The sequence below is a fragment of the Alcaligenes sp. GW821-FHT11D07 genome, from assembly GCF_058808495.1.
Genome location: NZ_JBXART010000001.1, coordinates 1,747,961 through 1,760,109 on the forward strand (window position 1 = coordinate 1,747,961; position 12,149 = coordinate 1,760,109).

At 56.2% G+C, this 12,149-nt stretch carries 9 protein-coding genes; all 9 read right to left on the bottom strand.

Features of this window, described 5'->3' with window-relative positions:
- Positions 1-196: 196 nt before the first annotated feature.
- Genes AC1RSM_RS08085 through AC1RSM_RS08125 form a run of 9 tightly spaced genes read right to left on the bottom strand, consistent with a single transcriptional unit; the run spans position 197 to position 12,146 of the window.
- Positions 197-1,777, bottom strand: a complete 1,581-nt coding sequence (locus tag AC1RSM_RS08085; protein WP_492931206.1) for a vWA domain-containing protein — start codon at positions 1,775-1,777, stop codon at positions 197-199.
- A gap of 4 nt (positions 1,778-1,781) precedes the next feature.
- Positions 1,782-2,288, bottom strand: coding sequence for a hypothetical protein (locus tag AC1RSM_RS08090; protein WP_492931208.1), 507 nt, complete (start codon positions 2,286-2,288; stop codon positions 1,782-1,784).
- A 10-nt stretch (positions 2,289-2,298) separates the two neighbouring features.
- Entirely contained in the window at positions 2,299-3,045 is a 747-nt protein-coding gene (locus tag AC1RSM_RS08095) for a hypothetical protein (RefSeq protein ID WP_492931210.1), read from the bottom strand.
- A 33-nt stretch (positions 3,046-3,078) separates the two neighbouring features.
- Positions 3,079-4,635, bottom strand: a complete 1,557-nt coding sequence (locus AC1RSM_RS08100) for a formylglycine-generating enzyme family protein (RefSeq protein WP_492931212.1) — start codon at positions 4,633-4,635, stop codon at positions 3,079-3,081.
- Positions 4,625-5,833, bottom strand: a complete 1,209-nt coding sequence (locus tag AC1RSM_RS08105; RefSeq protein ID WP_492931214.1) for an ABC transporter permease — start codon at positions 5,831-5,833, stop codon at positions 4,625-4,627. The genes AC1RSM_RS08100 and AC1RSM_RS08105 overlap by 11 nt, the downstream gene beginning before the upstream one ends.
- On the bottom strand, positions 5,824-6,537 hold the full coding sequence (locus tag AC1RSM_RS08110; RefSeq protein ID WP_492931216.1) for an ABC transporter ATP-binding protein: 714 nt from the start codon (positions 6,535-6,537) through the stop codon (positions 5,824-5,826). The genes AC1RSM_RS08105 and AC1RSM_RS08110 overlap by 10 nt, the downstream gene beginning before the upstream one ends.
- A gap of 1 nt (position 6,538) precedes the next feature.
- Positions 6,539-8,530 (bottom strand): vWA domain-containing protein, encoded by a 1,992-nt coding sequence (locus AC1RSM_RS08115; RefSeq protein ID WP_492931218.1) that lies wholly within the window; start codon positions 8,528-8,530, stop codon positions 6,539-6,541.
- Positions 8,527-9,573, bottom strand: a complete 1,047-nt coding sequence (locus AC1RSM_RS08120; protein WP_492931220.1) for a hypothetical protein — start codon at positions 9,571-9,573, stop codon at positions 8,527-8,529. The genes AC1RSM_RS08115 and AC1RSM_RS08120 overlap by 4 nt, the downstream gene beginning before the upstream one ends.
- Entirely contained in the window at positions 9,570-12,146 is a 2,577-nt protein-coding gene (locus AC1RSM_RS08125; protein ID WP_492931222.1) for a virulence factor SrfC family protein, read from the bottom strand. Before AC1RSM_RS08125 ends, AC1RSM_RS08120 begins: the two co-directional genes overlap by 4 nt.
- Between the last annotated feature and the right edge of the window lie 3 nt (positions 12,147-12,149).

The window sequence follows — 12,149 nt, forward strand, 5'->3', positions numbered from 1 at the left end:
CCACAGTCTATGCGCAGTTCAGCAGAAAGACCGCACTGAATAGAAGCGAGCCGCCCAGCTGCAAACAAGCACAGAGTCCTGGGCACCCCTTTGAACAGTCCGGCCCCTTATTGTGGCCCTGTCGTTTTCGGTCTGTCCAGAAACGAATCAGCCTGGGCGTGCCCAGGCTGATCGTCGAACTTATAAAAGATCTGGCTTACTTGCAGGCCTGCTCGGCACGCTTCACAAAGTCCGTAGTCGCTTCGCGCAGGGCTTTGGCAATCTGACCGGTCTGTTTAGGGGCCAGGGTCACCCCGCCGGTTGCCGTGGCTGCACATGCAGACAAACCTTGGCCGGTGATATCCACCACGTTAATGCGCAAACGGGGTTTGCTACGCGCCAGACTGCGGGACACCGCGCAAATATCCTCGCCACAACCATCGTTGCCATCCACGAACAAGACAATCAAAGCATCCCGATTTACGCCATCAATTCGGCTGGCGGCCAGATTCAAGGATTGCACCAGATTCGTGCTGTCCTTAGCCTCGATATTCTGAATCAACTGCTTTAAGCGACCTCGCTGAGCGGTGTTGAAACGGCCTTGATAAATGGGGGCCATGCACTGCTGGGCAAACGTCACCAGGTGCATATCCTGTCCCGACGGCAAGCTGTCTACCATGCTGGAAAAGGCACTGCGTGCCGCATTGATACGGGACGTGCCTTCAAACAAGGTTTGCGCCCGCATTCTGGCAAAGTCGCTCCAGGAACCCATATCGCCCAGGTCTTGATTAAAGAACCATTCCTCATCCTCGATCTTGGCATCAACGCTCAAGAGCATGGACATGGAGGTATCAAAAATAATGTAGACCTCGGGTTTCAGCACCTCCCCTTTCTCATCCTGGACGCAGACAAAGTTAGGGTCGGAAGACACCTTGGGAACCGGCTTGGGATCGGGTTTAGGCTCTGGCTTGGGCTTAGGCGGTGGTTCGGGCTTGGGAGGAGGCTCCGGCGCTGGAGGAGGCGCAGGCGGCTCTTCAACGGGCACAGGTTCAGGCACCGGCTCCTCTTTGACAGGCTCGACCGGCGCAGGCTCTTCGGGTGGCGCAATGGGCGCGGGAGGCTCCTGCACCACGGGGTCAGCCTGGACCACAGCAGGTGGCTCCGGAGGCACCACTTCTTTGTCCCACCAGCCCGGCGGCCACTTGAACCACCAGGACAAAAGCAACGCCAGTAGTAAAGCCAGCAACAGGGCCAATAAAATCCACCAGAATGGCCGTCCCTTACTGACGTCTACCGGACTGGCAGCGGCACCCACAGCCGCAGCCCCCGTCGCAGCGGCAGCTGCCGGCACGACCGGCGGTGGCGCGGTTCTTTTCTGATAAGCCGCAAACAAGGGCTCGGGTGACAAGTCCGGGTTCTCGCTCATCACCAGCAAAGGTTTGCCACCTACGCTGTAAACCGCCCCTTTTGCCTCTGTATCTTTCAGCAAGGCCTGCAGCGCCTGGGAATCCCCAGTGGCGCCCTGCTGCTCCAGCTTACGGCTCAAGCCCTCGATCCGGTCCAGCGACTGCTGGTAACGCGCCTCCAGCGCTTGTTGCTGAGCAGCAGACAGGCTGCTCTTGGGCACCGCCTGCCCTTGCATGCCCGTCCACCAGGCCGTGGTGGCAGAGCCGTCAGCCTGATAGGTGGAGAACAGATGCGTTAAGGGTTCATCTTGTTGCTTGAGCAGACTCAGCGCGTGCTGATGCTGCTGATAAGCAGAGGATGGTCCGACCGGATCAAGAATGACACGCTGCATAGATTTACTCGTCGTAACCCAAGCTGGACTGCAAACGGCTCACGTCTTTTTGCAGCTTTTGCAGTTGCTGTTGCTTTTGGGCAATAGCGGCCGGGCTGCCATCTTCTGTAGCCCGGTTCACATCCTTCAAGCCCTTGTCCAGATCCTTGAGCTGGTTTTGCAAGCCCGCTTCCTTGCCTTTGCTGGCCTGCAAGCTGCGAACCAACTGGCCCATGGAACGATTAAGCGCGGTTTGGGCCTGACGCTGTTGAGCCAGGCTGGCCTTGCTTAAACTTTGCTGGGTCTGGATATCTTTATAGACCTGATGAAACAAGGCATTGGCTTCCTGACTACTCAGCAAGCTTTGTTCGCGAGCATCAATATGCTGGCGATACGCACCGGAAGTGTCGCAACTGATTTTGGTAAAAAAGCCCGCTTCCGTATCAGACGGATCGCACTCGCTCATGGTGGTGGCACAACCGGCCAGCAAGATGCTGGCCGCCAAGGGGGTCCAACGCAGAAATACTCGCATAAGAAGCTCTTTAACCCAAAGTAACGGCGGAACGCATGGAATACAGGTCATCGACCTCTTTTTGCAGCACAGCCACTTTCACATTCATTTGATCAATCTGACGATCCAGGCGTTGCACTTCCGCTTTCTTGCCACCATCGCTGCGTTCAGCATCGGCCACATCGCGGTACAGCTTGACCTTCTCGTTCATGTTTTTCAGATCACGATTCAGAACATCGATATTTTTATCGATACGGGCCAATTGTTTCTCAGCCTGTTTTTTCTCCATCGTTTGTTCTTTCATGTGCTTTTCGATATCGGCAATCTGCCTTTTATCGTCGGCAATCACTTGCTGCGCCGTCTGGGTGCGCTCGATAATATTGGCCGTATCCATTTCCACGTCTACTTGCATGGCGGCCAGACGATCGCTGGTATTCGCGTATTCAGCGCGGCGCTGGTCCATGTAGTAGTTCGTGCCCATGGCCACACCACAAGCAGCCACACCCGCCACAATCGCACACGCAGCCTTATTGCTGGAGTTTGACAGCATGCAAGCGAGCACACCCACCGCGGCGGCACCCGCACACGCCTGAAAGCCGGAGCGGCTAAAGAACTTCGCATCCTGACCGGTAGTCAGGCGATCATCGGCCTGGGCTCCACCCAGCAAACTGCTCCCCGTACTGGCACAACCCGACAGCAAAGCGACGCCCAGCATCAGGCTGCCGATCAAAGTTCGAGGGGTAAAACGGCGCACGTGTTGCATAACTTCCTCTTCCATTTCAAGTACGTCTATTTTTTATTGACCCGCTTTTTACGAGTTGGGTACGGATTTACAACTATTTTTCCAAGCATTGACATCAATAGAATCCGTTTTCAGATAATCCTGCTGATTTTTCCAATGCACATCCAAATACGGTTTCAACGCATTCAGGCTCTTGTTTTGTTCCATGATCTGGCGCTCTACCGGCACTTGTTTTTCCAGCAGATTCAAACCATACAAGGACGATGCATCAATTAAATTACTCGCATAATAACGCGCCAATTTAGAGACACGATCTTCCTGCTCGTCCAGTTTCAATTTGCGGCTGGCGCATTGCTTATCGTCCGTACCGGCTTCACACAAGGCATCGTAATTTCGGTGCAGCAATTCCACAAAAAGCACATCGTCTTTTAATTTGGTGCACAGAAAGGAACCCAATTCCAGGTTGGCGCGAATAGCTTGATCGCGCATTTCTTCCTGACGCAAATTAGCTGCCCGCAAATCCCCTTCCAACTGTTTAAGCTGGGCTTTCAGGGTGTCATCTTCCAGCGTGCTGGCCAGTGAACCCAAGCGCTGCACCGCAGATTGCTCGGCGGGCTCACTGGGGTTGACGGCACCTTGCTCGGTTCCTAAAGCCTGCCAACTTTTCTCGATTTCCTGCACCCGCTCGCGCGAGGTCAAGGCAATCGACACCAACGCCAAACGCATGCCCGTGGTCTTGGCTTGTGTCGGGCCTTTAGGGCCGTAGTACGCCAACTCTTTACGCGCCGACGAACGCAGGGCTTCGGCTTTGGACAGGTAATTGCCACCGCGCACCACAAAACCGCCTGCCTGGCCGTGCTGGCGATCCAGCTTGTTCAAGCGGAAAGATTCCAGAATCAGTTCGTCCACATTGCCCAGCATGTCGTGCAGACCCAGTGGATTGGGTTTTAAGCGGCCCATCAATTGCACTGCGCCGTTAGACGACTGCGCACCGCCAAACCATTCGTAGTCATTCATGCCTTCAGGCATGGGATAACGCACATCCCGAAATTCTGCGGAAGACAGGGATGAACCCCCACGTGCGGCGTATTCCCACTCTATTTCCGTAGGCAGGCGCACAAATCCCGCCAGACCATCTTCTTTAGGCAATTTATCGGCGGCATTTTCACGCAGCCATTTGTTATAGAGGTCAGAAAAACGTACCGCATCCATCCAGCTGATCTCGGCCTGCGGCACCACCAGCGTGTTCTTTGGGGCCGGACACTGCTCTTGGGTCATGGCCTGATATTGCAGCTTGTTCAGCTCGTACTTGGCCATCAAGTAGTAACGCGAGGAACCGGCCTTGGTATCAGTGAAACTGCCTGCAATGAACTCGGGGCGCTTGTGTTCGATATAGCCCCACTCCTCGGCTTCCTGCCCCACCACCACCCGCATATCGTCCAGCGGTCCGGCCACTGGCACATCCACACGGCGAAACACCATGGCGCCTTCGCAGGGCATGGGCAAAATAACATCGCCTTCGGCAGGCTTGGGGTTGTAGAACTTCTCTTCCCAAGGCTCAGCTTGCGCCAGGGCGCTAAAGCCCAGCAGCAAACTGGCTGCACTGAACAAAGGATTAAATTTCACGCAAACTCTCCGCAGGTTGTACTCGGACGGCCCGCCAGGCTCCAATCGTTGCCACCACGCAGGCCAGGCCCGCGACCATCACCAAGGCATACACGGCATGGGCCACGGTGATGCGGCTAACAAAATCAGTCTGCAAGCCATCGCCCACCAGTAGGTGATTGAACAAGGTACTGCCCAAGCCATACAGGCCCAGCCCCAAGGCATAGGCAATCAGGCTCAATAAAACGGCTTGAATCAGCACGTAGCGAATCACGCCACTGCTATCAATGCCCAGCAGCCGCAGGACCGCCAGATCTTTACGCTTGCGATCCACATTCGCCAGAAATGCGCCCCCTAAAGAGGCCGCGCAACCAGCGATGGCAGTGAACGCAATTACGCTAAAAATCAGGCTGAGCACCCGGTTAATAGCGCGCACATTCTCAATATCAGCGTAGCGGCTGGCAACAGGAACACCCTGCTGCTCCAAACCCGTTGCCACCTGCCCAACTTGTTCTATCGAGCTGGCATAAATACGGGCCCGTGCATACAGCACCGGCATGTCAGCCGCCAAGGGCTTGCCTGTGCTCAATGCAAAATCAGCGGTTTGAAAGCCATCACGAGCATATTCCAGCGCCAGCAAGGTTTCGGGCGCGACAAAGACAGCGGGACGCGAATAGCGGTGCTCCGCCAGCACGTCTACCACTGTCATGGCCTTGTCGCCATACTCCAGCCGCCCATCCAGACGACGGCTAAGCCGGATGTGCACGGCTTCACCCAAGGTCCAGCCCAATCTACGGGCAGCCTCTTGGGTGATGATCAGTTCATCTGCGCTCAGATCTCTGGCTTGGGCCTGCAACAAAGGATCGCCCTGCGCACTGGCCAAAACCTCTACGTTCTCCAGAAATCGACGCCGGTCCAAACGAAGATCTGCCTGCGTGTTCAATGAGCGCGTCATGCCAATCGCATACCCTACTCCCGGCGTCTGGCGCAGCGCATCCAACCAAGCCTGGTCATAGCTACCACTGGTCAACATTTTGACTTCCAGATTGCGCGGATCTTGCAGCAACTCCTGCTGTAGCTGAGTGACCACGCCGTGCTTCAAGCCAAAGAGCAACAGCAAGGGGGCCACTACCGCCACCATGGAGGCAACCATACAAAAGGAAATGCGCCAGTCAAAGCGCAGATCGGCCCACGCCAGACGGAAAATATTTACGAGCATGGCGTGGCGGCCTCGGGAACAAAAACACTCAAGCCCGGTTCCAGCTTGGCCTGCAGGCGGGGAATACCAAATTCGCTCAAACTATCCCAGTCATGCGACACCAACAAAACGGCTAGGTGCAGTTCTTTGGCCAGACTGAAAAATAGCTGGAACACATTGCGAGCGGTCTCCGGGTCCAGTGCGGCCGTGGGTTCATCAGCCAATACCAGACCGGGCGCATGCGCAATCGCTCGGGAAAAGGCCACGCGCTGGCGCTCGCCGATGGATAAGGCGGCTGGGTACAAACCCAATAAACGCTCCAGTTTCAGAGCCGAAATTGCCGCATCCAAATGATCCGCCTGGACCGGCAAGCCCAGCAAGCGGCGTGGCAAAACCATGTTTTCCCACACTGACAGATATGGCAGCAGGCCACCATTTTGCAAAACAAAACCTAGATTTCTGGCGCGCCACTGAGCCAGTTCGGACTCACGCCCGCTGGCGTACAAAGCCTGTATGTCTTTGGCCTCCTGGCCCAAGGTAAAGACCTGAGCCTGATCTGGCCGCAAAAGTAAGCCCAAGGTTTCCAGCAAAGTGCTTTTGCCGCAGCCACTGACGCCCGTTACGGCCACGACTTGGCCCGCGTCCAGCGCGAGCTCGGGCAGTTGCACACGAAAAGCCTGGGGGCCTTGCCCCCGGGATACCTCTAGCTGCTTGATGCGGAGCATGTCAGGGCATCATCTCCAAGGGCACGGGATAGACATCATCGCGTGCATCCGCCCCTTCGGCCAAGGACACCCAACGGTCCGTATCGGCGTTGTAGCGTTCGTAGTGGCGCAGCTTGGTGCTTAAATCACGAATGAATTTTTCCTGGCTCAAGGCATCCCAACTGGCCCAGGTATCTTCATCCAGGGTAAGAACCGCGCTTTGATACGGCAAGTCGTCCAGGTATTCGCTCATCAAGCCTAATTCAGCCAGCTTGGTGCCCTTTTCCTGCTTCAAAGTGCTTGGGTCCGCTCCCATAGCCGCAGCCACAGAACGCAAACGGTTGAACATATCGGTAGGCGAGATCATGCCTTCATTGGCCGCATCCAGGATTTGCTTGACCACATCGCTCAAGTCACTCAGTTGCGCTTTGGTCAGCAAGACACGTACATCCGTGGTGGGGATATTCTGGCGTACCAGATCACGGTCGCTGATCCAGGCTTGAAACACCTCGGGTGCTTGAGTGCCGGTGGTTTTACCCAAATAAGCCAGACGCATGGCGTGTCCAATCAGTTCCGCATCAGACAGCATTTGATCGGTGGTGGTGTCACCGGAGTCCGTGGCGCGAGCCGCGCTGCCGATGGCATCGCCACCTTGATACGCCACTTTGACCTGCTCGGTAATAGCCGTTGCCAGGCTATCGACCATCTTGCCAAACTGATTCACGTCGCCCGCATTAACGGGGTAATACAGTGAAGTTTGCGTGCCGCTGTACGTGGACAGTTCACGATACTGGTCTTCTGCTTTGGCGTGGTTGTTCTTGCCCGAAGGGGTTTTCAAATGCAGGGTGTAGATCGCCACGCCCGGCTTGGCAGCTTCTATACGCAGCTGCGGCGCATCCAAGCCGGTGGAAGAATACTTGTTGCTGCCTTCCAGGGCGCCGGCGTCAGTAATCAGCACCACATAGCGTGCCCCGAACGCGTTCCAGTCCACCTTGTCCAGCGCTTCCAGCACACCGGCATACGCGTCTTCGTCGTAGGCGACGGTGGACACTTTGGCTTGCTTTAAATCAGCCACTTTGGCCAAAAAGTCATCGCTGCTGGTCACCGTATTGGGGTCGGCATACACGTGGGTCAAGTATTCAATGCCGGGGGCTGCTTCCACATTGGAGCGAAACGCAATCAAGCCAAACTTGACCTGTTCGGACAGCCCTTGCTCTTCCACCTTGGTATAGACCTTGCGCACGGCTTCGCGGGTGCGGTCAATGTACGGGTCCATAGAGATGGTCGAGTCAATGACAAAGACCACGGCGGCACTAAAGCCCTTGATCTGCGAAGTACGCTGGGCCTGATCCGGGGCGGGCTCTGGCTCCTGCTTGGCCGCCGCATCCGGCTCTTTTTGATCCGCCGTATGTTTGGTGACCGAGGCCACGTTCAGCAAGCGGGTTCGAAACCCGTTTTCAGTCATGACCTCTTCCCCGCTCAAAACGGGCAAAAGATAAAACTGTTCCTGCACATCCACAAAGTACTCAGGCTCTTGCGCCAACACGCCGTCCGCCTGCGAGTCTTTACGCAGGGACTGTCGAATAGGGGCAACCAAGGTTGCCGGGTCGGGCGTATCCAGCACTTTTTCCAGCAAGGCACGATCTTGGAAAAACAGCATGCGGTCGCGGTTGGCCGGATTGGTAAAGGCCAAAGTCAGCTGCATTTTCCAGTCCACAGCGCAGGCCTTATCCAGCCAGCCTACGGTTTTGCCTTGGCTGTCCGGCCCCACTTGCATCCGCTCTGCCCCGCCTTGCTCTTGGCGCTGATAAACATAAAAGCGGCTAAAAGCAGGTACGGGTTTGCCTTGCTGATCGCTGGCCGACGAAAACAAGCGGCAAGACGGTGTGGTCAGCACGCGTTGATACAGCGTCTTCTTGCCCTCTTGCAGTAAGGGAGCAGCAGCCTGCGCCTGGCCTGCGCCCACCAGCAGCGCAGCAAACAAACTCAATCGAACAAGGGGACGCATCATCATTGACTCAACTCCTGGAAGCGCGCCTTGGCTTGCGCGTTGTCGGGCTCAGACAGCAAGACGGTTTCATACCAGTACGCCGCAGTAGCCGGGTTAGGCTTGCTAAAGCAGGCATGGGCCTGGTGATCTTTAGGGTCGTATTCGCGGGCGTAAGCCATCGCAATCTTCACATCGCCGGACTGCGCCTTATTCACGTACAAGCGCTGGGCCACATCGCATTGCTCAGCGGCTTTAGCCTCTTCGATCACGGCCAGCCACTGTTCAGAGGTCTTGTCCTCTTTCACGCACTCTTGCACAAACTGCAAGCCGGGACGATCTTTAAGCTTGTCCATAGCGCAAGCACCGGTTTGCGCTACCGCAGGCTTGGGCTCCGGCGCATCGGGGGCGGCCGGGCTATCTTTGGCGGATTGGCTATAGAACCAATAACCTGCTGCGCCCGCCACAATCAACAAGAGCAACAAGAGTGCAATCCATTTGCCCATGCCGCCTTTTTTTGCAGGCGGCGTTTCAGGCACGGGAGCCGGTGCTTCCACTTTGGGTGGCGGTGGTGGTTCAACTTTCACCGGCTCTGCAGGTGGTTCTGGCACTTCTGCAACTGGCGGCGTTTCAACAGGCAGCTCGGGTGCCACTTCAGCAGGCGCGCTCACCGGCATAGTCAGCTCCATCGCCTGAGCGTTGCCACCGGCGGTGGACGGCAAAATAGCCGTATCCAGTTTTAAGGTGCTGTGTCCCAGGGACTCTCCATCAGCGTCTGCCAAGGTGATTTGATACGCGTCGCTGGCGTTAGCCAACAGCGAATCCACAATATCAACCCCGACCAGAACGGCAATCCCCTCTTCGTATTCGGTCCAGCCTTGTTGTGGCAACCAGCGCAAGGACGCGTCCCAACTATTGGCTGAATGCAGATAATGCCGGGCTCCTTGGCTGCGCTGGATGGCGATGGCGTACTCACCCAGCTCCAGCTCTCCATCAATATCACGCACATACAGGCGAGCACGGCCAGGGACGGCAGGCTCTAAAGCCTGCAAATTAAATCGTAATTTCATGCCACGCTCTTATTCGTAAAACGTTCCAAAATGCGTCCCAGTTCCTGGTTTTGCTCCAGGCTAAGTTCGCGCCCACCTTCATAACCGGCGTTATGCAAGGTGGTGTATGCCAAAGCGGCAACCCATTGTTCAAAAAAGCTCAAGCCGTGGTCCTGGGGCTGTGCTGGCAAGGCGGGCATTCCGTCTTGCCCGAAGGCCTTGGGGCTCTTGAAGAAATCTTCAGCCGCTTTATCGCCTTTCAGGTAGAACCAGGTCACGAACTCGCTGATCGTCATGGCGACATTGCACACTTGGCGGTCAGCCAGACGTTCGCGACGCACACCGCTTTGACGACGCTTGGTCAGCACCTCCAACAGCTTGCCCTGCAAGGCCCAGCGGTCGGAGGCCACAATCAGCTCCTCCACCAGGCTGGACAATAAATTTACCGGCATGCGCAAGACGTTTTGATTAGCGCGGCTGCCCGGCAAGTCGCGCAACTGGCTGACCCATTTGCGATACACCAGCTCGGCGTACTGCTGCTCAAAAGGCTGTTCCTGGCTTGGCACACCCAGCTCATCTTGCTCAGGCTTGCTGGCCCCCAGGCTCAAGAACAATTCTCGCAATGTGTCCTGCGAGAGGTGCAAAGCCGCCAGCAACTCGCCAACAATCGGGCGGTACGCAGGCAGTTGCTCACGAAACTGCTTAGCCAAGGCTTCTTTAATGACCGACTGCTGATCACCATCCTGGCTATACCAGGAATGCAGGGATTTTTTGACCAAGGATTCATACAAGCTGCGAAACTGCTCTTGCAAGCGCATCAGCTTGAAATCCAGACCGCCAATTTGCGCCACATAGCCGCTCAAGCGCTGCATGCCGCCATCATTCAAGGCCAGCATGGCATCCCAGGCTTGGGCAGGATCACTGATCTGCTGGCCCACCAAAGGATTGACGATAAAGCTGGCCCGCATACGCTCCATCTTGTCCACGACAGAAGCGGTAAGGGACAGTTCGCGATTATCCGTGCCCAGATCAATAAAGGGCGTAGGCATGCCCGGTTTACGGACCAGGAAAGTATTGGAAAAGGGCTCGCTCGGACGCCATTGCTGCAACCATTCGCAATGACCAAAACGCTCTTTGAAACTCATCTTCATCAAGCCGTCCCAGCTGTCACGCACCTGGGCATCGTCTTGAATCAAGGAGTTGGAAATACGCTTGTCGAACATGGTGATGGCCCACATCAGACCCACTTTACGGTTCTGACGCTCATCAGGCGTGGCACCTTGTGTGCGATGCACCCAGCGCGTCAGCACAGGCTCCACATCCTTCACATCGCTTTGCTTGTCCGAGTTGGTACACATCACCAGACCATTCATTTCCTGCTGATCGGTGTAGCGCTCAAACAAATACGCAACTTTGCCACGCAAAATCAGCTGCGAAGCGGGATTGCCACCACTGCTTTCAGAGGCTGCACCCGCATCCTGGACCGAGCGAATATTCAAGCGCCCCCGATAACCCGGGAAGTCCAGCAAATCCACTTTGTCCAGACCCTCGGACTGAGTCGCACCGATCAGGGGAAAGGTCAGTTCCACCGTCAAGGCCGCCAAATGCGCCAAGGGTACATCCACGGGCTGCGCGGCAACCTGCTGCTGCCCATCTTGTTCACGTACAGGCAGCACTCCCAGGCTTTTTTCAGTGGGGCTGCCCAAGGATTCCAGCACATCCACGTTCATAATGCTGTCTTGCTGCACAAAAGCATCGCCCTCGCGGCGGATCAAGGCCGCCAACGGTGCGTAGACCTTGGCTGGGTGGCCCAGCACTTGCAGCACTTTCGCCAAGCCGATGTACAGCTCGCTCAGCTCCGATTGTTCTCCCCACAAAATTGAGAACAAGCGCGCCCGGTCTTCCAGACCCAGTGCAGGAGCCAGGCGAATGACGGCTGGCCAGTAGGCATCGTCCAGCATCCGGGTGCTATTACCGAAGCTGCCGCGCACGTAGTCCCACAGGGACACCGCATCATCTGCACTCAAGCCACCCTGGGCCGCGCCCGCGCGGCTTTTCAAAGAAGCGATCAGCTCATTGATGCGCTCGGCACTGAAGGTGTAGCCGATCTGTTCCTTGTCAAAGTCATTGAAGTAGCTATTGACCAGGATTTTGACCATATCGACTTCAGAGAAAATCTGCAGTTCGACGGGAAAGGCGTCAGGCCCTTTGTGTTCAGTGCGCGTAAAACGGGTGACCAGACCCGTGGCTTCTTTACCGCCGCCGGGTGGATTCACATGACGCAAAAAGTCGATAGTTTCGCCGCCGTAATTGGTCTCCAGACGGCCATTGGCTCCCGCCGCCAGACTGGAAATCAAATAAGACTTGCCGGCCTGGGACAGGCCAAAAAAACCAATCGTCATCGGGCGACCGGAAACCGTACCCAAGCTGCGTGCGGTATTACGCGCACGGCGCAGTTCCAGCAACAAGCTGTCTGCCTGAGCATTCAAGCGCTGCGAAGAACCACGGGCGTTTTCAACCCAGTCAATCGCCTGCCCGGCCCCTTGATATACGTTCTGCCAGTCCTGGCACAAGTTCTGCTGTAAGGTCGTCATGTC

What these genes read in the sequence shown, in the direction of transcription:
- AC1RSM_RS08120 (WP_492931220.1), bottom strand. Translation starts at nt 9,573, where the DNA reads ATGAAATTACGATTTAATTTGCAGGCTTTAGAGCCTGCCGTCCCTGGC.
- AC1RSM_RS08105 (WP_492931214.1), bottom strand. Translation starts at nt 5,833, where the DNA reads ATGCTCGTAAATATTTTCCGTCTGGCGTGGGCCGATCTGCGCTTTGAC.
- AC1RSM_RS08115 (WP_492931218.1), bottom strand. Translation starts at nt 8,530, where the DNA reads ATGATGATGCGTCCCCTTGTTCGATTGAGTTTGTTTGCTGCGCTGCTG.
- AC1RSM_RS08125 (WP_492931222.1), bottom strand. Translation starts at nt 12,146, where the DNA reads ATGACGACCTTACAGCAGAACTTGTGCCAGGACTGGCAGAACGTATAT.
- AC1RSM_RS08110 (WP_492931216.1), bottom strand. Translation starts at nt 6,537, where the DNA reads ATGCTCCGCATCAAGCAGCTAGAGGTATCCCGGGGGCAAGGCCCCCAG.
- AC1RSM_RS08090 (WP_492931208.1), bottom strand. Translation starts at nt 2,288, where the DNA reads ATGCGAGTATTTCTGCGTTGGACCCCCTTGGCGGCCAGCATCTTGCTG.
- AC1RSM_RS08085 (WP_492931206.1), bottom strand. Translation starts at nt 1,777, where the DNA reads ATGCAGCGTGTCATTCTTGATCCGGTCGGACCATCCTCTGCTTATCAG.
- AC1RSM_RS08095 (WP_492931210.1), bottom strand. Translation starts at nt 3,045, where the DNA reads ATGGAAGAGGAAGTTATGCAACACGTGCGCCGTTTTACCCCTCGAACT.